Consider the following 19170-nt stretch of genomic DNA (forward strand, 5'->3'; position numbering starts at 1 on the left):
TACGAACGAACCAGTCACATATTCCGGGGCCTTTCCTCTCTAGCAGGGAACCACCACCGGATCTACCGAAAAAAGGGGGTCACGCCATGGGGCGCGGCCGTCAGAAGGCAAAAGCGACACGTCAGGCCCGGGATATGAAGTACTATTCCCCGGCCACCGATCTGTCCGCTCTCCAGCGCGAGCTCGGAGGCACCCGCAGTCGTGCCGGTGCCTCGACCACGCATGCCGAGGATTCCTACGACGCCGACTACGCGGAGTACGGAGCGAAGTATTCGGACGATGACGAAGAGGACGAGCAGCGCCGCATCGGGTGAGCGGCTGGCCATCGAGAACGCCCACCGGGCCGCGTTGCGTTCGATCGCACGCGTCGTGGACGACTCCGTAGAACCACAGGACCCCGGGACGGCGCGCGACGGGATCGCGCGCATGCTCTCCCGGGGTTCGGTGCTGCTCCTGACCGGCGCCGGCGTGTCCACCGATTCCGGCATCCCCGACTACCGGGGACCCAACGGCTCGCTCAAGCGGCACCGTCCCATGACGTTCCAGGAGTTCAAGTACGACGCCGGCGCGCGGCACCGCTACTGGGCCCGCAGCTTCGTGGGGTGGCGGCACATGGCCGGCTCCGAGCCGAACGCGGCGCACCATGCGCTCGCCGAGTTCGAGCGCCGCGGCTGGGCCACGGGGATCGTCACGCAGAACGTCGACGGGCTGCACGCCCGCGGCGGTTCCTCCACCGTCGTCGCGCTTCACGGCGACCTCGACCGCGTGGGCTGCCTCGTGTGCGGCTTCGTCGAGGACCGCGATGCGCTCGACGCGCGGCTCGACGCCGCCAATCCCGGCTACGTCGAGCGGATCGAGCTCGACCTCTCCCTCGTGAACCCCGACGGCGACGTGACCCTCGAGGCGCGCCACGTCGACGAGTTCCGGATGGTGGGCTGCCTGAACTGCGGCAGCGAGGAACTCAAGCCGGACGTCGTCTACTTCGGCGAGGGCGTCCCCGCGGCCCGCAAAGAGGAGATTGCACGACTGGAGGACAAGTCATCCAGTCTGCTCGTGGTCGGCTCGAGCCTGGCCGTGATGAGCGGGTACAAGCTGCTCCTCGACGCGGTCCGCGCCGGAAAGCAGGTGGGGATCATCAACGGCGGGCCCACGCGCGGGGACGCCAAGGCCGACTGGCTCTGGCGCACGCGCGTCGCCCCGGCCCTCGAGCAGCTGCTCGAGGACGTCGGGGGATTGGCACTCCGGGACCGGGGCCCCGGGAACTAGCGGCTGGCCGCGTACTCGCCGCGCATCAGCACTGCGCCGCCGTCGACGCCCTTGGCGCCCTGGACGAAGTCGGGCCCGGCGGAGGCCGCGGCGTCGTCGAGCGCGCCGACGGTTCCCATGGCCCAGGCCGGCATGCCGCGGCCGTTCAGACGCGCGATCGCGGCGTCCGCGGACGCGGCGTCGACGATGGCGACCATGCCCACGCCGAGGTTGAGCGTGCGCTCGAGGTCGGCCTGCGGGACGCCGCCGAGCTCGGAGACCAGACGGAACACGGCGGGCAGCTCCCACGTGGAGCGGTCGACCGTCGCCATAAGGCCCCGCGGCAGGACGCGGGCCAGGTTCGCGGCCAGCCCGCCGCCCGTGACGTGGCTGAAGCCGTGGACGGGCGCGGCGGCCGGGCCGTTGAGCGTGCGGACCAGGTCCAGGCAGTCGGCCGTGTAGATGCGGGTCGGCTCGAGGAGCTCCTCGCCGAGGGTGCGCCCCAGCTCGGAGACCTCGCGGTCCAGGGCCCAGCCCGCGTGGTTGACGACGCGGCGGACCAGGGAGTAGCCGTTGGAGTGGATGCCGGAGGCCGCCATGCCGATCACGACGTCTCCCGTGCGCACGCGCTCGGGGCCGAGGAGGGCGTCCGCCTCGACGACACCCGTGGCGGCGCCCGCGACGTCGTATTCGTGCTCGCCGAGCAGGCCCGGGTGCTCGGCGGTCTCGCCGCCGACGAGGGCGGTCCCGGCGAGCGTGCAGGCCTCGGCGATGCCACGGACGATGTCGGCGATCCGCTCCGGGACCACCTTGCCGCACGCGATGTAGTCGGTCATGAACAGGGGCTCGGCGCCGACCACGACGATGTCGTCGACGACCATGCCGACGAGGTCGTGGCCGATCGTGTGGTGGATGTCCATGGCCTGGGCGATCGCGACCTTGGTCCCGACGCCGTCCGTGGAGGTCGCGAGGAGCGGCTTCTTGTAGGAGAGCAGGCGCGAGGCGTCGTAGAGCCCCGCGAATCCGCCGACGCCCCCGAGTACCGAGTCGTTGTGCGTGGCCTTGATGGCCCCCTTCATGAGTTCGACGGCGCGGTCGCCCGCCTCGACGTCGACGCCGGCGGAGGCGTAGGTGATGCCGGCGGGCTGCTGCGGGGTGGGGGAGGTCATGCGGTGCGCGTCCTTACTTGGTGCTGGGGGTCTTGTCGGCGGCGGTCAGCGAGGCCTCGAGCTCCGCGTCCGGTCCCGGATCGCAGCCGTCGGAGACGCCCGCGTTGGCCCGCTCCAGGAGGTTCTTGCCGAGGCGGTCGGCGGCGGGCAGATCGATCGGGTAGTCGCCCGTGAAGCAGGCGGTGCACAGGCGGCTCCGCTCCTGCCGCGTGGCCCCGATCATGCCGTCCTCGGAGATGTACGCGAGGGAGTCGGCGCCGATGGACGTCGTGATCTCGTCGATCGTGGCGCCGTTGGCGATGAGCTCGGCCCGGGAGGCGAAGTCGATGCCGTAGAAGCACGGCCACTTCACGGGCGGAGAGGAGATCTTCACGTGCACCGCGGCCGCGCCGGCCTCGCGCAGCATCCGCACGATCGCCCGCTGGGTGTTTCCGCGGACGATCGAGTCGTCGACGACGACGACGCGCTTTCCCTTGATGACGGGCTCGAGCGCGTTGAGCTTGAGCCGGATCCCGAGCTGGCGCAGGGTCTGCGAGGGCTGGATGAAGGTGCGGCCCACGTACGCGTTCTTCACGAAGCCGTGCGCGAACGGGATCCCGGACTCCTCGGCGTAGCCGATCGCCGCCGGGGTGCCGGATTCGGGGACGGGGATGACGATGTCCGCCTCGGCGTGGTTCTCGCGGGCCAGCTGGCGGCCCATTTCGACGCGCGACTCGTACACGGAGCGGCCGTTGATCGCGGCGTCCGGGCGGGCCAGGTAGACGTACTCGAAGACGCAATGGGAGGGCGTGGCCTCCGCGAAGCGCTGCGTGCGGATGCCGTCCTCGTCGATCGCGATGAACTCGCCGGGCTCGATCTCGCGGATGAAGCTCGCACCGACCGTGGCCAGGCCGGCCTGCTCCGAGGCCACGACCCAGCCGCGCTCGAGGCGGCCCAGGACGAGCGGGCGGACGCCGTGCGGATCCCGGGCGGCGTAGAGCGTGCCCTCGTTCATCATGACGAAGCAGAAGGCGCCGCGCAGCTTCGGCAGCAGCTTCAGCGTCGTCTCCTCGAGGGAGGTCCCCTCCTCGCCGCGCAGGAGCGCCGTGACGAGCGCCGTGTCCGTCGTGTTGCCCTGGGCGAGCTCGCCGCGGAACTTGCTGCCCTGCTCGGAGACGACCATCTCCATGAGCTCGGCCGTGTTGATGAGGTTGCCGTTGTGGGCCAGGGCGACCGTGCCCTCGGCCGTCGCGCCGAGGGTCGGCTGGGCGTTGGCCCAGTGGCTCGCGCCCGTCGTCGAATAGCGGCAGTGGCCGATGGCGATGTGCCCGGTCATGGAGTTCAGCGTGTTCTCGTCGAACACCTGGGAGACCAGACCCATGTCCTTGTAGACGTTGATCCGCTTGCCGTCGGAGGTGGCGATGCCGGCCGACTCCTGGCCGCGGTGCTGCAGGGCGTAGAGGCCGTAGTAGGTCAGCTTGGCGACGTCCTCGCCGGGTGCCCAGACGCCGAAGACGCCGCACTCGTCCTGCGGCCCCTTCTCGTCGGGCAAGAGATCATGCGAAAGTCTTCCGTCACCACGCGCCATGTGCACCATTCTCTCATGCGGTCCGCGTGCCCGCGCCCCCGGATCCCGCGCGTGACGCGGCGCCCGGGCGGCGGCTCAGGCGGCGTCGTCGGGCTCGACGGGGACCGCGGTCCCGTGCCGGGCGCGCTGGCGCAGGATCCGGTCCACGGCCAGGTAGGCGAGCGCGCCCACGAGCACTCCGGCGAGCCCGAAGAGCACCGCGAGGAACCCCGCGACGGCGGCGCGGGTGAACTCGGCGCTCTCCTCGCCCGTGTAGGCGGAGACGAGCGCGGCGAGGATGCCGAGCGCGGCGCCTGCGCCGAGGAACGGCCAGAACCTCGGCGCGCTGCGGACCTCGACCTCGATGCGGCCGTCGTCGTGTGCGGGGCCGTCGGGGGAGGGGGTCGGATCAGGCGTGGACATGCCTTAAAGGGTACCGAAGAGCGGGAGCACGCCGGACAGCGAGGCGCGGACCCCGGAAGCCGAGACGCGGCCGGCCGCCACGGCCTCGTCCCATGACAGGTCCCCCGCGGCCAGCGCGAGCCACGTCTGGGCGTCCGTTTCGACGACGTTCGGCGGCGTGCCGCGCGTGTGGCGGGGGCCCGGGATGCACTGGGCCACGCCGAACGGGGGGACGCGGACCTCAACGGAGTTGCCCTCGGCGGCCGCGGAGAGCTCCTCGAGGGCGTACCGGACGGCGGTCGCTGCGGAGGGCCGCGGCACGGCCGCCACGTCCGAGCCGGCCCCGCGCCAGGCGCGCAGGGCGGCGAGCCCGGAGTCAGCGGCAATGCGGCGCTTGACGGCCACGGTCAGTCCAGCACGGCGACGACGGGGGCTGCGAGGCGGATCCGCCCCACGGCCTGTCCGCCGCCGAGGACGGGCCGGTTGGTCAGCTCGAGGGCCGTGGAGAGCCGCCGCGTGTCGAGGGCGCCAGCCGCGGCGAGCAGGGTCAGCCCCACGAGCGTCGCGGCGCGTCCGTTGCCGTCGAGCATCTTGAGCGCGCAGGCCGTGCCGTCCGGTGCCCCGAGGATCAGCACGCCCTCGGCCCCGAGCTTGGCGATGACCCCCGTCTCCTCCATGACCACCGTGTTCTCCTCGCCGTGGCCGTGGACGGCCCACGGGTAGTCGAGCATCGCGGTGGCGATCGTCGTGGCCCGCGCGTCGGAGGCCTTGTTGCCGGGTGAGCGGGACAGCCGCGAGGTCGCCCGGGCCAGCCCGCGCAGCGAGATCGCGGGAACGGGGGCGCCGCAGCCGTCGACGGCGAGGTGCGCGATCCGCTCGTCGGCGTACTCCTCGACGACCTCGACCACGCGGCGCTGCAGCGGGTGCCCCGGGTCCAGGTAGGACTCCGTGTCCCAGCCGTTCTCCGTGCAGGCCCAGAGGAACGCGGCATGCTTGCCGGAGCAGTTGAAGGCGAGTCGCGAGCGTGCGGCTCCGGAGCGCACGAGCTCCGTCCGCGTCGCCTCGTGCTGGGGCCACGCCTCGGGGCAGCGCAGCGCGGACTCGTCGAGCCCCGCCTTGGCCAGCATGGACGCGGCGAGGTCCATGTGCTCGCGGCTGCCCACGTGGCTCGCGCAGGCCAGGGCCACCTCGGCGCCGCGCAGCGGGACGCCGGACTGCATCGAGGCCAGGGCCTGGAACGGCTTGAGGGTCGATCGCGGGAAGACGGGGGCGGCGCCGTCGCCGAGCTCGAGCAGGACGTCGCCGCCCGGACCCACGACGACGGCCGTGCCCTGGTGGCGCGACTCGACGAAGCCGTTCCGGTCGACGACGGCAAGGTCCACGGCATCGGCCGAGGTGAAGGTTTCGGGCATGACTCCCAGTCTAGGGGCGCGGCGGACCGGGTCCGGGCCGAGGGGGACGACGCCGGGGCCGCGCCCGGACGTCGGGCGGCGGCTACGGGGCGGGGGAGAGGAACGCGACGAGGAAGTCCGAGCCGGGCGTGAAGGGGCGCAGCTCCCACGTGGAGAAGCGGGCGTCGACGACGAGGCCCGCCGCGGCGGCGTCGGCCGCGAACTCCCCGGGAGCGTACCCCCGGTCCAGGCCGAAGCCGACGACGAGGCGCCCGTCCTCGGCCAGGTGCTCACGGATCCGGCCCAGCACCCGGGCCCCTGAAGCCGGGGCGATGAAGAGCAGGACGTTCCCCGCGCAGACGGCGAGGTCGAAGCGGAGCGGGGCACCGGCGTCGTCCGCCAGATCCAGCTCCGCGAGGTCCCCCACGCGCCAATCGGAGCCGGGGTGATCGGCCCGCGCGGCCGCGATGAGCGCCGGATCCACGTCCACGCCGAGCACCCGGTGGCCGCGGGCGGCGAGCGCGCCGCCGACGCGCCCCGGCCCGCACCCGGCGTCGAGCACGCGGGCCCCGCGCGGCAGCATCGCGTCCACCGTCCGCGCCTCGCCGTCGAGGTCCGCGCCCTCGGCGCGCATCGCGGCGAAGCGGTCGATGTACCACTGCGAATGCCCGGGCGAGGCACGGACCTTGGCTTCCCACCGTGTTTCCTCACGCATGATGACAGCCTACGACCCCCGCGGCGCGGGCGATCCCCGGTAGGCTGGGGGATCGTGAAGGTACTCGTCATCGGCCCCGGTGGCCGCGAACACGCCCTTGTCCGCTCCCTGCTCGCCGACCCCTACGTCGAGTCCGTGGTCTGCGCCCCGGGTAACGCCGGGATCGCCCAGGACGTCGAGGTCCGGCCCGTCGACGCCCAGGACCCGGCCGCCGTCGTGACCCTGGCCCGCGCGCTCGGCTCCGACCTCGTCGTCGTCGGACCCGAGGCCCCGCTCGCTGCTGGCGTCGCCGATGCGCTCGCCGAGGCCGGCATCCCCGTCTTCGGGCCCACCCGGGCAGCGGCCCGGCTCGAGGCCTCCAAGGCGTTCGCGAAGGAGGTCATGGCGGAGGCCGGCGTGCCCACGGCCATGGCCCGCGTCGCCGAGAACGCCGAGGAGGCGGCCGACGCGCTCGACGCCTTCGGCGCCCCCTACGTCGTCAAGGACGACGGGCTCGCCGCCGGCAAGGGCGTCGTGGTCACCCAGGACCGCGCAGAGGCCCTCGCCCACGCCGAGGCCTGTTTCGCCGCCGGCGGCACCGTGGTGATCGAGGAGTTCCTGGACGGCCCCGAGGTCTCCCTCTTCGTCATCTCCGACGGCAAGCACGCCGTCCCCCTGGCCCCGGCCCAGGACTTCAAGCGCATCTTCGACGGCGACGAGGGCCCCAACACGGGAGGCATGGGCGCCTACACGCCGCTCCCGTGGCTGCCCGTGGGCTTCGTCGACGAGGTCATGGAGCGCGTCGCCTACCCCGTGATCCGCGAGATGGCCAGCCGCGGCACCCCGTTCACGGGCGTGCTGTATTGCGGTCTGGCGCTGACCCGCCGCGGCGTGCGCGTGATCGAGTTCAACGCGCGCTTCGGCGATCCCGAGACCCAGGCGGTCCTCGCCCGGCTCAAGACCCCGCTCGGCGGCGTGCTGCTCGCCGCGGCGCGCGGCACGCTCGACGACGCCGAGCAGCTGCGCTGGCGCAGCGAGACGGCCGTGGGCGTCGTGCTCGCCTCGGCCGGCTACCCCGGGACCCCGCGCACGGGCGACGTGATCGGGGGCCTCGAGGAGGCCGCGGCGCTGCCCGGCGTCTCGGTCCTGCACGCTGGCACCGCGCTGGACGACGACGGGGCGGTCGCCACCGCGGGCGGGCGCGTGCTCGCCGTCGTCGGGCTCGGCGAGGGGCTCGACGCCGCGCGCGAGGCCGCCTACGCCGGCGTCGCGAAGATCCGGATCGACGGCGGCCAGTTCCGCACGGACATCGCGCTCAAGGCGGCGCAGGGCGGGATCGAGCCCGGGTTGCCGGGCACGGGCCACGGCGGCGGGGGATCCCTCTGATGGCCGGCTTCGCGGCACGGGCCGCCGTGCTGGACGGCTGGAGGCACGTGTACTCCGGCAAGGTGCGCGACCTCTACGCGCCCGAGGACCCCGCCCTCGACGACCGCGTGCTCGTCGTCGCGAGCGACCGGATCAGCGCCTACGACTTCGTCCTGGACACCGAGATCCCGGACAAGGGCAAGGTGCTGACCCAGTTGAGCCTGTGGTGGTTCGAGACCCTCGGCGGGATCGCCAACCACGTCCTCTCCACCGATGTCCCCGAGGCCGTCGCCGGGCGGGCCATGGTGTGCCGCAAGCTGGAGATGTTCCCGGTCGAGTGCATCGCCCGCGGCTACCTGACCGGCTCGGGCCTGGCGGAGTACCGGGCCTCGCGGACCGTGTGCTCGCTGCCGCTGCCCGAGGGGCTCGTGGACGGCTCGCGCCTCGAACCCGCGCTCTTCACGCCGTCGGCCAAGGCCGAGGTCGGCGAGCACGACGAGAACATCAGCTACGCCCAGGTCGAACAGCTCGTGGGCGCCGACGCCGCGAACGAGCTGCGCCGGCTGACGCTCGAGGTCTACACGAGCGCGGAGGCCGTGGCCCGCGAGCGCGGGATCATCCTCGCCGACACCAAGGTCGAGTTCGGCGTGGACCCCGCCACGGGCGCCGTGACGCTCGGCGACGAGGTGCTCACCCCGGACTCCTCGCGGTTCTGGGACGCCGCGCTCTACGCCCCCGGCCGCGCCCAGCCGTCGTTCGACAAGCAGTACGTGCGCGACTGGCTCACGGGACCGGACTCCGGTTGGGACAAGGCGTCCGGCGAGCAGCCTCCGGCGCTGCCCGCCGACGTCGTCGAGCGCACGCGCGCCCGCTATGTCGAGGCCTACGAGCGCCTCACCGGGCGGGCCTTCAGCGCCTGAGCGTCCACGAGGCGCCCCGGGTTCCGACGCACGGGCGCGCCTCAGCGCTTGGAGGAGCGGATCTCCGTGGCGAGCTCGATCGCGAGGGAGGCACGGTCCGGCGACCCGGCCGAGGCGAAGGCCCGCTGGGCGCTCGCGAGGTGCTCGAGGGCGTCCTGGGGCCGGCCCGTGCCCACGAGGGAGCGGGCCGTGAGCAGGTCCAGCTCGCCCTGGAGGTGCTGGGACAGGAGCTCGCGGCCCTCGATGACCGGCTCGAGCTGCTCGAGGGCCTGGTCCGGCTGGCCGTTCAGGTGCAGCCAGCGGCCGCGGATCAGCTGGAGCTCGAGGGACTCGGCCGGATTGCCGCCGATGACGCTCAGGGCCAGCTCGGCCCGCTCGATGCACTGCAGCGTCTCCTCCTCGACGACGCCGGCGGCGAGGCGCATCGAGGCCGAGGCCTTGTTGAAGCGCGCCCACAGCTCGATGTCGCTCGCGGGGCGCAGGCGCTCGGCGGCGAGGCGGTGGTTGAGCAGCCCGGCCTCGATGTCCTGGCGCTTGAAGGCGACATTGCCGATCGCCCAGTAGGCGCTGCCCGCCGTCTGGCTCGGCGCGCCCTGGGCGACGGCCTCGGACAGCGTCTGGCACGTGGACCAGGCCTGCTCGAGCTGGCCGGACTCGGCGAGCGAGGCGATCAGCGCGTAGAGGGAGCCGATGTAGATGAGCGAGTCGCCCGGGAGCTCGCGGCCCTGTTCGACGGCCTTGAGGGCGTGTTCGACGGCGATGTGGAGCTTTCCCAGGCCCAGGTAGGCATTCGCGACGAGCGTCTCGGCGCGCACTTTGAGCGCGAGCGATTCCTCGGTCAGCGGGTGCGTGAGCACCTCCTCGGCGGCCGCGCGGTAGTCATCGAAGCGGCCCTGGTCCCTCAGGGCCTCCGCGCGCAGGAACATCATGTTCCACCAGGCGCTCGAGTTCTTCAGGCGCAGGGCGACCGTCGCGGCCTCCATGGACGTGGCCTCCGCATCCGTGTACTCGCGGGCGAGGTAGGACTGGCGGGCCCGGTGCTCGAGCAGCACGAACTCTGCCTCGTCGGCGGAGACGGGGGTGTTCCAGGACTCCATGACCTCGCGGTCCAGCTCCAGCCGGGCCGAGAGCTCCGTGATGATCTCCGAGGTGGGCTCGCGGCTGCCGGTCTCCAGCAGGGAGATGTAACTCGTGGAGTACTTGCCGGCACCAAGCTGCGCCTGGGTCAGTTTGTGCCGCAGGCGGGCCTGCCGCAGCTTCTCTCCGAATTTGATGCCCAATGGAGCCCCTTAGCTTGCATGGTCGAAATCTCGGGTGGTTAAGTCCGGCAAGTGCATCAAAGCGAGCCCTTGACGAATCGCGTTTCCACTAATTTACAATGAATGTTAAGTGGAACGCCACTTGATAAGGGCTGTGTTGAGTACCTTTTGAAGGAGTAGAGCATGAAGAAGTTCTTTGCGGCGTTCGCTGCAGCGTCGGCCCTGGCCGGCGCCGCTTTCCTGGCAGTGGGGGACTGGCCGCACGCGACCACCACCTCGGCGGAGACAACCCAGAGCGTGGCCGTTGGCGATTGGCCGCACCGCGCCCTCAAGGTCGGCGACTGGCCGCACGCCACCATCAATGTCGGCGACTGGCCGCACAGCACCACCACGGCTAAGGTCGGCGACTGGCCGCACTAGATGCCGACGCCCTGACGCACGACGGCGCCTCCCCCCACGGTGACGTGGCGGGAGGCGCCGGCGCGTCCGGAGCTAGACCAGGCTGTCCTTCCAGGCACGGTGCAGGGCGGCGAAGCGGCCGTCCGCGGCGACGAGCTCGGCCGGCGTCCCGTCCTCCACGATCCGGCCGCCGTGGACCACGAGCACCCGGTCGGCGATCTCGACCGTCGAGAGGCGGTGCGCGATGATGAGCGCCGTCCGCTGGCCCAGGAGCTTGCGCAGGCCCTCCTGCACGAGCCGCTCGCTCGGGATGTCGAGCGAGGAGGTCGCCTCGTCCAGGATCAGCACGGCCGGATCGGCCAGGAAGGCCCGGGCGAAGGAGATCAACTGGCGCTGTCCCGCCGAGACCCGGCCGCCGCGCTTGTTCACATCGGTGTCGTAGCCGTCGGGCAGGGAGAGGATGAACTCGTGGGCGCCGACGGCCCGGGCCGCGAGGACGACCTCCTCCCGGCTGGCCCCGGGCCGGCCGAGGGCGATGTTCTCGGCGACGGAGCCGGAGAACAGGAAGGCCTCCTGCGTCACCATGACCACGGCCCGGCGCAGGTCCGCGTTGGAGAGTCCGCGCAGGTCGACGCCGTCGAGCGTGACGGCGCCGGAGCGGACGTCGTAGAACCGGGCGACGAGCTTGGCGATCGTGGACTTGCCCGCGCCCGTCTGGCCGACCACGGCGACGGTCTGCCCCGCCGGGATGTCCAGGGAGAACGTGGGCATGACGACGGGCCCGTCGCCGTAGCCGAACTCGACGTCCTCGAAGCGGACCTCGCCGCGCGGATCCTCGAGCCGGACCGGCTGGGAGGGTTCGACGACGGTCGGCTGCTCCTCGAGGAGGCCCGAGACCTTCTCGAGCGCGGCCGTGGCGGCCTGCAGGGAGCTGTAGAACATGGCGATGGACTCCACGGGCTGGAAGACGCGCTTGCAGGCCAGCAGCAGGGCCACGAGCACGCCGACGGCGAGCGTGCCGTCCAGGACGCGGAACCCGCCGAGCAGGAGCACTGTCGCCACGGTCAGGTTGCCGAGCAGCACGAGCGTGGGCTGGAGGATCCCGAAAAGGTTGATGGAGCGGATGGAGTTGTCCCGGTACTCACTCGCGACGTCGTCGTAGCGCTCGTTGTTCTCCCGCTCCCGGCGGAAGGCCTTGACCGCCCGGATGCCCGTCATGGTCTCCACGAACGTCGTGATGAGCCGTGCGGAGACCACGCGGGACTCGCGGTAGAGCAGTTCCGAGCGCTTCTGGTACCAGCGGAAGACCACGGCGATCGGCACGGCCGCGCAGAGCACGACGAGCCCGCTGCGCCAGTCCAGCAGGAAGATGCTCGCCGCCGTGAAGACGATGAACACGACCCCGGAGACGAGCTGGGACACGCCTTGGTCCAGGAGCTCGCGCAGGGTCTCCAGATCGGAGGTCTGCCGGGAGATGACGCGGCCGGACGTGTAGTTCTCATGGAACTCGAGGCTCAGGCGCTGCGTGTGCCGGAAGACGCGCAGGCGCAGGTCCAGGAGCATCGCCTGGCTGACCTTGGCCGTGCAGAGGTTGTACCAGCCGAGCAGGCCGCCCGCGAGCACGGCGGCGACGAGATACAGGCCGCCCGTCACGCCGAGCGCGGCGGCCCGCCCGGCGATCAGCTCGGGCAGGGCCCAGTCGATCGCCCACGCGATGATGAGTGGGAACGAGGCGCGGGCCAGGTTGGAGACGACGACGAGGACGATCGTCAGGGCCAGCATTCCGCGCAGGGGGCCGGCGAGGAGCGCGAGCAGGCGCCACGAACGCGCGCGGACGCGCTGGCGGTCGTCGCGGTCCAGGACGATCTGGTCCTCGCCCGCGACCCCGTGGCGGGGCTTCTCCGGTGTTGCGCTCATCGCTTCTCCTCCCCGGCGTCCAGGACCTCTTCGACGCTCGGCGGCTCGTCGAGGCTGGCAATGACATGGCGGTAGTGGTCGCTGCGCCGCAGGAGCTCGGCGTGGGTGCCCACGTCGATGATCCTCCCGCCGTCGAGCAGGGCCACGCGGTCGGCCAGCATGACGGTCGACGGGCGGTGGGCGACGATCAGCGTGCTGGTCCGGGCGAGGACCTCGCGCAGGCGCTCCGTGACGGCCTCCTCGGTCTTGACGTCGAGGGCGGAGAGCGGGTCGTCGAGGACCAGGAGCCGCGGCTTGGCCGCGATCGCCCGCGCGAGCGCGATCCGCTGCCGCTGGCCCCCGGACAGGGACAGGCCCTCCTCGCCGATGAGCGTGTCGACGCCGTCGGGCAGCGAGTGGACGAAGCCGGCCTGCGCCGTCTCGAGGGCCTCGGCGAGCGCGTCGTCGGGGGACTGGCCCGGCGAGGGGCGGGCCCCGAGCAGGACGTTGTCCCGGATGGAGGAGGAGAACAGGGTCGTGTCCTCGAAGGCGACGGCGATCGCGGTCCGCAGCGCCTCGACGTCGTACCGGCGCACGTCCACGCCGTCCAGCAGGATCTGCCCTCCCGTGGCCTCATAGAGCCGCGGCACGAGCTGCAGGAGGGTGGACTTGCCGCTGCCCGTCGTGCCGACGAGCGCCATGGTCTCCCCGGGCAGGATCTCCAGGTCCACGCCGTTCAGCACGGGGGTGGAACCGGGCTTCGCGTCGGGGAAGCGGAAGGAGAGCCCGCGCAGCTCGAGGTGTCCGCGCGGCGAGGCCGGGGCCTCGGCCGCGGCGGGTGAGGTGATGGTGTTGGGCGTGTCCATGACGTCGTAGTGGCGGTCGAGCGCCGTCTTGGTGGTCAGGGTCATGCCCAGCAGCATGCCGATGCCCTCGACGGGGCCCGCGAGCACGGCGGCCGTGGCGAAGAACGCGACGACCTCGCCGACCGTGAGCTCGCCGCGGGCCGTGAGCCAGACGCCGACGAAGAGGCCGATCCCGAGCGTGATCTCCGGGACGGAGACCACGAACATCAGGAAGCCGGAGAGCGAGCGGGCCTTGCTGATCTCGGTGTCCCGCAGCCGTTCGGCCTGGACGCTGAAGCCCTCGAGGGCGTGACGGCCGCGGCCGAACGCCTTGAGCACGCGGATCCCGTGCACCGACTCCTCGACCGTTGTGGCGAGGTCGCCGGCCTGGTCCTGGCTGAGCCGGCTCGCGGCGCGGAAGACGTTGCGGAAGTAGAAGGCGCGGATCGTGATCGGGATCGCGCCCGCGAGGTAGATCGTGCCGAGCAGCCAGTTGCTGGAGAACATCAGCACGAGGCCGACGACGACCGTGACCGTGGCGACGACGAGCATGATGGAACCGAAGGCGAGCCAGCGCCGGATCAGCCCGAGATCCGCCATGGAACGGGAGAGGAGCTGGCCGGAGCCCCACTTGTCGTGGAAGGCGACGGGGAGGTCCTGCAGGTGGCGGTAGAGCCTCACGCGCAGCTGCGTCTCGATCCGGGCGGCCGGCGTGATGACGAAGACACGGCGCAGGTAGACGAGAACGGCCTCGAGGAGGCCGAGCCCCGCGACGACGCCCGCGGCGATCCAGACCTCGGTGCTCGCCCCGCCGGCGTGCAGCACCGAGTTGACGAGGCCGCGCAGGACCTGCGGGATGGTCAGGGCGACGACGCCGGCGGCCAGGGCGCAGAGGAAGCCGAGGAGCAGGCGCGGGAGGATGGGCTTCAGCTGCGGCGCGAGTCGGCCGAAGGTCTTGAGCAGGGGCGTGTTCTCGCCGGGAGTGGAGTGGCCCGTCTGGTGCTGCACCACGCGTGGTGACCTCGATCCATGGTTGTTTGCCTACAGCAAGCAAATCCACCCTACCCCGAGCGGTTGGCAGTCATCAATCGCGCAGTGCCGCCGCGGTCGCTATCGGACCGGCGCCCGGTCAGGCCGTGCGCGCCGTGAGCGTCACGACGACGGCCTCGGGCGGGCACGCGATCCGGATCGGCGCGAAGCGGGACGTGCCGATCCCGGCCGAGACGTTGAGCGGGACCTCGCGGCCGGAATGCTCCCACCAGGAGAGGCCGCGGGCGCGCCACGTCGGGAGGTCGCAATTGCTCACGAGCGCGCCGTAGCCTGGCAGGCACACCTGCCCGCCGTGGGTGTGGCCCGCGAAGACGACGTCGGCGCCCGCGTCCACGAACGTGTCCAGGACGCGCTGGTAGGGAGCGTGGGCCAGGGCGATGCGCACGTGCGGGGCCTCTCCGGAGGTGGACGAGCCGCGCGGCCACCCGGCGAACGCGTCCCGGCCCAGGTGCGGATCGTCGACGCCGGAGAAGTCGAGCCGCAAGGGACCCCACGGCACCGACTGGTGCCGGTTGCTGAGGTTGATCCAGCCCGCCGAGCCGAAGGCCTCGTGCATCCGCCGCCACGGCAGCTCGTCGCGGGCCGCGCTGCGCGGCGGGCCGGATGGGCCGCGGAGGTAGCGCAGCGGGTTCTTCAGGCGCGGCGCGAAGTAGCAGTTCGAGCCCGGGACGAACACGCCCGGCACCTCGAGCAGCGGCTCGAGCGCCTCCAGGAGGGCCGGGACCGCGTCGTGGTGGCTGAGGTTGTCGCCCGTGTTGACCACGAGGTCGGGACGCAGCCCGGCGAGCGAGCGAAGCCACTGCCGCTTGGACTCCTGCCCGGGCACCATGTGGATGTCGCTCAAGTGCAGGACGCGCAGCGGCGCCGCGCCGCGCGGGAGCACGGCGAGCGACTCATGGCGGACCTGGAAGCGGTTCCGCTCGGAGAGCCCGTAGCCGAACGCGAGGCCGCCCGCGGCGAGCGCCGCGCCGGCGGCCCAGGCGCCCTTGGTGGCGATCCTGGACAGTTCCCCCGCCACGCCCATGCCTACTCGTCGTCCTCCGGCGGGGTCGGCTCGTCCTGGCCGCCGCCGTTGCCTCCACCGGCGTCGTTCCCCCCGCCGTTGTCATTACCGCCGGAGTCGTTTCCGCCTCCGTTGTCGTTGCCCCCGGAGTCGTTTCCGCCTCCGTTGTCGGAGGAGTCGTTGCCGGAGTTCCGCGGCGCCGACGGGCTCGGCGTGACGACCGGTGCCGGGCGGGAATCGGGACGGCCGAAGCCCTCGGCCGGGTAGTACCCGACGACGTCCTTCATGTACGCGAGCCACATCGGCGAGGCGAAGGTCGAGGAATCCGCCTGCGGGTACAGCTGCCCGTTGATCCGCGTCGAGAAGATGTTCTCGTTGCCGGTGTTGCGGCCCACCCACGCGGCGGTCGAGACGCCCGTCGTGTAGCCCACGAACCACGTGGAGGAGGCGCCGTTGTTCGTGCCCGTCTTGCCGGCGATCGGGACGTTGACGGTGCCGCGGGCGACACGCTGGGAGGCGATCTTGGAGAGCGTGCCGTTGAGGTTGCGGACGACCTTCTCGTCGATCTGCTGCGAGCAGTCGACGCCGGGGACCTTGTACTGGTTCCCCGCCGCGTCCTCGACGGAGGTCAGGGCGCGGGGCTTGCAGTACTCGCCCTCGTTGGCGAACGCCGCGAACGCCGCGGCCTGGGAGAGCGGGGTGATCTGGGCGGAGCCGAGGACGAACGAGGGGTTCGCGGGTGAGATCCCGAGCGTCTCGCCCGTTTCCTTGTCCTGATTGGACTGGTCGAGGACCCCGAGACGTGCCGTGGCGTCGGCGATGTCGCACAGGTCGAGCTGGGCGGCCTGGGCCACCGTGGCCGTGTTGATCGACCAGTAGAGCCCGTAGTCGACGTTCATCGAGCGCTTGAAGCCGGCGGAGGCGTTGTTGACGTCCCAAACGCCATCGTCGGAGTACGTCCGCACGGAACCGCCCGGGAGGCACGAGGCCTTCCACTGGTAGGTGTCCGGATACTTGTCCCGGCGCGCGTCGACCGTGTCCCACATGTTGTGGCCGGATTCGAGCCACGCGAGCGTCGTGTAGGGCTTCATCGTGGAGCCGCCCTGGAAGCCTCCCGAGCCGCCCAGCGAGCGTTCCACGGCGAAGTTGAACTCCGTGTACTCGGTGCCGTCCTGCGGGCCGTACTGCTTGTTCTGCGCCATGGCGAGGATGTTGCCGGTGCCGGGCTCCACGGAGACCAGGGCGGTGCCGAGATTGGACTCGTCGTCGGCCGGGATGGCGTTCCTGGTCTCCGTCTCCGCCTCCTTCTGCAGGCGCGGGTCGAGCGTCGTCTTGATGGTCAGGCCGCCGCGGAAGAGCAGGCGCGTGCGGTCCTCGACCGTCTTGCCGAACGAGGCGTCGGAGGTGATGAGGCGGGAGACGTAGTCGCAGAAGTTGGCGGCGGTGCGCGCGGCCACGCAACCGGACTTCAGCTCGCGCGGCTTGAGCTCGAGCTCGGAGGCCACGGCCTCCTCGTACTCCTCGGCCGTGATCGCCCCCGTGCGCTTCATGGCGCCGAGGACCGTGTTGCGGCGCTTCGTCGTCAGCTCCGGATTGGTCACCGGGTTGTAGACGTTGGGCAGCTGCACCATGCCGGCGAGCATCGCCGCCTGCTGGATGTTCAGATCGGCGGCCGGGATCGAGAAGTAGCGCTGCGAGGCGGCCTCGACGCCGTAGGTCGTCCCGGAGAAGAGCACGATGTTGAGGTAGCCCTGCAGGATCTCGTCCTTGGAGAACTCCTTCTCGACGGCGATCGCGAGCTTGATCTCGCGCAGCTTGTCCCCGTAGGACTTGCTGTCGCCGGAGATCGTCAGGTCCTCCTTGGCCACGCCGTTGAGGTGGTCGGCGTTGATCAGCATGTTGTTGACGTACTGCTGGGTCAGCGTCGAGGCGCCCTGGCGCGAGGAGCTCGTGAGGTTGCTGACGGCGGCGCGCGTGATGCCGCGTAGGTCGACGCCGTTGTGTTCGTAGAAGCGCTCGTCCTCGATGGAGACGATCGCCTTGCGCATGTTCTCCGAGACCTTGTCCAGGGTCACGGGGACGCGGTTCTCCGCGTAGAACGTCGCGATCGTGGAGCCGTCCTTGGCGAGCACGCGGGAGGGCACGGACAGCGGCTCCTCGCGCAGCTCGGCCGGGAGGGCCTCGAAGAACTCGATGCCCGCCGACGCGCTGGACCCCGCGACCGACGCGGCAGGGATCAACAGACCCGCCGCGAGCACTCCGCAGAGCGCACTCACCCCGAAGAAGGCGACGATCTTGCCCAGGGTGGTTGCGGTATCAAAAAAAGGAGACTTACGACCGGCCATGCCTTCCAGTTTAGCCGGAGCGGCTAACCTATCGGTTATGACCAAATGGGAGTACGCGACTTTGCCGCTGATCATTCACGCCACGAAGCAGATCCTCGACCAGTGGGGAGAGGACGGCTGGGAGCTGGTCACCGTCATCGCGGGACCGGACGGCAACGCGCCGGTGGCCTACCTCAAGCGCCCCAAGCAGTAGCACCGAAGAGCCCGGAGGAACCGTGGAAAACCAGCCGACATCCGCCGTCGAACGCCGTTTGGCCGAGCTCGGGCTCGAGCTTCCGCCCCTCGCCGCTCCCGTCGCCGCCTACGTCCCCGCCGTCGTCTCGGGGGACTACGTCTACACCTCGGGGCAGCTGCCGTTTATTCAGGGTGAACTCACAGCCAAGGGCAAGGTGGGCGCCGACGTCGACCCGGAGGCCGCCTACGCGCTCGCGGCGACGTGTGCCGTCAACGCCCTCGCGGCGGTCAAGAGCGTGATCGGCGACCTCGACCGCATCCGCCGGATCGTCAAGGTCGTGGGCTTCGTCGCCTCCGATCCGTCCTTTACGGGCCAGCCCGGGGTCGTCAACGGGGCCTCCGAGCTGCTCGGCAAGGTCTTCGGCGACGCCGGGATCCACGCGCGCTCCGCCGTCGGCGTGGCCGTGCTCCCGCTGGACGCGCCGGTCGAAGTTGAACTCGTCGCCGAATTCAGCTGACGCGCTCCGGCGCGGCCTGAGCCGGCGGACGTTCGCGTTGCCGCCGTCGCAGGACGGCGCGGCCGAGAGCTGGGTCGCCCATGGGGCCCGGACCCCGCGCGCGGCCCGACCGGCGTCGTCCGTCGTCCTGGTCCGGGACGGGGCCGACGGCGTCGAGACCTACCTGGGATACCGGCCCGGGGCCTCCCCGCTCGGCAGCATCGCCTTCCCCGGCGGCAGCGTGGAGCCGGAGGACGACGACCCGGTGCCGTGGTTCGGCCCCTCGCCCGGGGACTGGGCGCGACGCCTCGACGTCCTCGACCACAAGGAGGCCCGCCGCCACGTCGTGGCCGCGCTGCGCGAGCTCTTCGAGGAGACCGGCGTCCTGCTCGCCGGTGCCGACGGGCTCTCCATCGTGGAGAACTGCTCGAGCGCGGAGTGGATGTCGATCCGCGAGGCGCTCGCGGGACAGGACATCGGCTTCGGCCGGCTCCTGGCCCAGCGCGGGCTCGGCCTGCGCACCGACCTGCTGCGGCCGCTCTCGCGGTGGATCAGCCCCGACTTCGCCCACCGCCGCTTCGACACCCGCTACTTCGCCGCGGCCCTGCCCGTGAACCAGCGGGCCACGCTCCTGCGCGGCAAGGGCGTCTGGGCGCGCTGGCTCGCCGCGGGGGAGCTCGTGCGGGAACGGGAGACGACCGCCCTCGGCGACGCCGCCGGCCAGGAGGACACCGTGGGCCTTCCCTTGAGCCGGACCACGGTCCCGGCCGTGGAGTTCACGCTCGAGAAGCTCGCCACGACGCGCGGCGCGGTCGCCTACCTCTCCCACCGCCGCGAGCCCCGCTGCTACCGGCCCCAACTGGTCGCCGGGAGCGGGCCCCACTGGCGGCTCGAGGTCGATCTCGCCGCCGCGAGCGAGGGCGGCGGCGCCGCGCGGGGCCGCTGACGGCCCGGAGCCGGGACGGAACGA

19 protein-coding genes are annotated in these 19170 nt (G+C 71.8%); 8 read left to right on the top strand and 11 right to left on the bottom strand.

The window, feature by feature from the left end; genetic code table 11:
• Positions 1-86: 86 nt before the first annotated feature.
• Positions 87-314: a DUF3073 domain-containing protein gene (locus ACQ3I4_RS05055; RefSeq protein WP_329861876.1), complete on the top strand. Its 228-nt coding sequence runs from the start codon at positions 87-89 to the stop codon at positions 312-314.
• The gene (locus ACQ3I4_RS05060; protein WP_430632997.1) at positions 280-1266 is read left to right on the top strand and encodes a Sir2 family NAD-dependent protein deacetylase; all 987 of its coding nucleotides are present in this window, start codon (positions 280-282) and stop codon (positions 1264-1266) included. The genes ACQ3I4_RS05055 and ACQ3I4_RS05060 overlap by 35 nt, the downstream gene beginning before the upstream one ends.
• On the opposite strand, the gene purM is transcribed toward ACQ3I4_RS05060, so the two are convergent.
• The 6 genes from purM to ACQ3I4_RS05090 form a co-directional block, all read right to left on the bottom strand.
• Positions 1263-2414, bottom strand: coding sequence for a phosphoribosylformylglycinamidine cyclo-ligase (gene purM, locus ACQ3I4_RS05065; protein WP_329861874.1), 1152 nt, complete (start codon positions 2412-2414; stop codon positions 1263-1265). The genes ACQ3I4_RS05060 and purM overlap by 4 nt on opposite strands.
• Positions 2415-2427: 13 nt before the next feature.
• Positions 2428-3981, bottom strand: coding sequence for an amidophosphoribosyltransferase (purF, locus tag ACQ3I4_RS05070; RefSeq protein ID WP_329861873.1), 1554 nt, complete (start codon positions 3979-3981; stop codon positions 2428-2430).
• Positions 3982-4056: 75 nt separating this feature from the next.
• Entirely contained in the window at positions 4057-4383 is a 327-nt protein-coding gene (locus ACQ3I4_RS05075; protein WP_329861872.1) for a hypothetical protein, read from the bottom strand.
• Positions 4384-4386: 3 nt separating this feature from the next.
• Entirely contained in the window at positions 4387-4767 is a 381-nt protein-coding gene (locus tag ACQ3I4_RS05080; RefSeq protein ID WP_329861871.1) for a sterol carrier family protein, read from the bottom strand.
• Positions 4768-4769: 2 nt separating this feature from the next.
• Positions 4770-5774, bottom strand: a complete 1005-nt coding sequence (locus ACQ3I4_RS05085) for an asparaginase (protein ID WP_329861870.1) — start codon at positions 5772-5774, stop codon at positions 4770-4772.
• An 82-nt stretch (positions 5775-5856) separates the two neighbouring features.
• Entirely contained in the window at positions 5857-6468 is a 612-nt protein-coding gene (locus ACQ3I4_RS05090) for a class I SAM-dependent methyltransferase (protein ID WP_329861869.1), read from the bottom strand.
• A 54-nt stretch (positions 6469-6522) separates the two neighbouring features.
• Between ACQ3I4_RS05090 and purD the strand changes: the two genes are divergently transcribed.
• Both purD and ACQ3I4_RS05100 read left to right on the top strand, forming a co-directional pair.
• On the top strand, positions 6523-7833 hold the full coding sequence (gene purD / locus ACQ3I4_RS05095) for a phosphoribosylamine--glycine ligase (RefSeq protein ID WP_329861868.1): 1311 nt from the start codon (positions 6523-6525) through the stop codon (positions 7831-7833).
• Entirely contained in the window at positions 7833-8732 is a 900-nt protein-coding gene (locus ACQ3I4_RS05100) for a phosphoribosylaminoimidazolesuccinocarboxamide synthase (protein ID WP_329861867.1), read from the top strand. The genes purD and ACQ3I4_RS05100 overlap by 1 nt, the downstream gene beginning before the upstream one ends.
• A gap of 41 nt (positions 8733-8773) precedes the next feature.
• On the opposite strand, the gene ACQ3I4_RS05105 is transcribed toward ACQ3I4_RS05100, so the two are convergent.
• Positions 8774-10012 carry a helix-turn-helix transcriptional regulator gene (locus ACQ3I4_RS05105; protein ID WP_329861866.1) on the bottom strand — a complete coding sequence of 413 codons (1239 nt, stop codon included), beginning with the start codon at positions 10010-10012 and terminating at the stop codon, positions 8774-8776.
• 162 nt (positions 10013-10174) lie between these two features.
• On the opposite strand from ACQ3I4_RS05105, the gene ACQ3I4_RS05110 reads away from it, so the two are divergent.
• A complete protein-coding gene (locus ACQ3I4_RS05110) occupies positions 10175-10411 on the top strand; it encodes a hypothetical protein (protein WP_329861865.1) in 237 nt (78 codons plus the stop codon).
• Between the two features lie 72 nt (positions 10412-10483).
• On the opposite strand, the gene ACQ3I4_RS05115 is transcribed toward ACQ3I4_RS05110, so the two are convergent.
• The 4 genes from ACQ3I4_RS05115 to ACQ3I4_RS05130 form a co-directional block, all read right to left on the bottom strand.
• The gene (locus ACQ3I4_RS05115; RefSeq protein WP_430632998.1) at positions 10484-12307 is read right to left on the bottom strand and encodes an ABC transporter ATP-binding protein; all 1824 of its coding nucleotides are present in this window, start codon (positions 12305-12307) and stop codon (positions 10484-10486) included.
• Positions 12304-14139 carry an ABC transporter ATP-binding protein gene (locus ACQ3I4_RS05120; RefSeq protein ID WP_430633063.1) on the bottom strand — a complete coding sequence of 612 codons (1836 nt, stop codon included), beginning with the start codon at positions 14137-14139 and terminating at the stop codon, positions 12304-12306. The genes ACQ3I4_RS05115 and ACQ3I4_RS05120 overlap by 4 nt, the downstream gene beginning before the upstream one ends.
• Positions 14140-14260: 121 nt before the next feature.
• A complete protein-coding gene (locus tag ACQ3I4_RS05125) occupies positions 14261-15205 on the bottom strand; it encodes a metallophosphoesterase (RefSeq protein WP_430632999.1) in 945 nt (314 codons plus the stop codon).
• Between the two features lie 2 nt (positions 15206-15207).
• Complete coding sequence (locus ACQ3I4_RS05130) at positions 15208-17529, bottom strand: transglycosylase domain-containing protein (RefSeq protein WP_329861862.1); 2322 nt, start codon at positions 17527-17529, stop codon at positions 15208-15210.
• Positions 17530-17590: 61 nt separating this feature from the next.
• Between ACQ3I4_RS05130 and ACQ3I4_RS05135 the strand changes: the two genes are divergently transcribed.
• The 3 genes from ACQ3I4_RS05135 to ACQ3I4_RS05145 are packed head-to-tail and all read left to right on the top strand — an operon-like array spanning position 17591 to position 19146.
• Positions 17591-17722 (top strand): hypothetical protein, encoded by a 132-nt coding sequence (locus ACQ3I4_RS05135; protein ID WP_430633069.1) that lies wholly within the window; start codon positions 17591-17593, stop codon positions 17720-17722.
• A 22-nt stretch (positions 17723-17744) separates the two neighbouring features.
• Positions 17745-18221 (top strand): RidA family protein, encoded by a 477-nt coding sequence (locus tag ACQ3I4_RS05140; RefSeq protein ID WP_430633000.1) that lies wholly within the window; start codon positions 17745-17747, stop codon positions 18219-18221.
• A gap of 37 nt (positions 18222-18258) precedes the next feature.
• Positions 18259-19146: an NUDIX hydrolase gene (locus ACQ3I4_RS05145; protein WP_430633001.1), complete on the top strand. Its 888-nt coding sequence runs from the start codon at positions 18259-18261 to the stop codon at positions 19144-19146.
• Positions 19147-19170 lie beyond the last annotated feature (24 nt).

Source organism: Zafaria sp. Z1313, assembly GCF_050563205.1.
Taxonomy (GTDB): Bacteria; Actinomycetota; Actinomycetes; order Actinomycetales; family Micrococcaceae; genus JAZDCJ01.

Bases quoted from the DNA above. Each gene is read 5' to 3' on its own strand.
- ACQ3I4_RS05055 (WP_329861876.1), top strand. From the start codon at position 87: ATGGGGCGCGGCCGTCAGAAGGCAAAAGCGACACGTCAGGCCCGGGAT.
- ACQ3I4_RS05060 (WP_430632997.1), top strand. From the start codon at position 280: ATGACGAAGAGGACGAGCAGCGCCGCATCGGGTGAGCGGCTGGCCATC.
- purM (WP_329861874.1), bottom strand. From the start codon at position 2,414: ATGACCTCCCCCACCCCGCAGCAGCCCGCCGGCATCACCTACGCCTCC.
- purF (WP_329861873.1), bottom strand. From the start codon at position 3,981: ATGGCGCGTGGTGACGGAAGACTTTCGCATGATCTCTTGCCCGACGAG.
- ACQ3I4_RS05075 (WP_329861872.1), bottom strand. From the start codon at position 4,383: ATGTCCACGCCTGATCCGACCCCCTCCCCCGACGGCCCCGCACACGAC.
- ACQ3I4_RS05085 (WP_329861870.1), bottom strand. From the start codon at position 5,774: ATGCCCGAAACCTTCACCTCGGCCGATGCCGTGGACCTTGCCGTCGTC.
- ACQ3I4_RS05090 (WP_329861869.1), bottom strand. From the start codon at position 6,468: ATGCGTGAGGAAACACGGTGGGAAGCCAAGGTCCGTGCCTCGCCCGGG.
- ACQ3I4_RS05100 (WP_329861867.1), top strand. From the start codon at position 7,833: ATGGCCGGCTTCGCGGCACGGGCCGCCGTGCTGGACGGCTGGAGGCAC.
- ACQ3I4_RS05110 (WP_329861865.1), top strand. From the start codon at position 10,175: ATGAAGAAGTTCTTTGCGGCGTTCGCTGCAGCGTCGGCCCTGGCCGGC.
- ACQ3I4_RS05115 (WP_430632998.1), bottom strand. From the start codon at position 12,307: ATGAGCGCAACACCGGAGAAGCCCCGCCACGGGGTCGCGGGCGAGGAC.
- ACQ3I4_RS05125 (WP_430632999.1), bottom strand. From the start codon at position 15,205: ATGGGCGTGGCGGGGGAACTGTCCAGGATCGCCACCAAGGGCGCCTGG.
- ACQ3I4_RS05130 (WP_329861862.1), bottom strand. From the start codon at position 17,529: ATGGCCGGTCGTAAGTCTCCTTTTTTTGATACCGCAACCACCCTGGGC.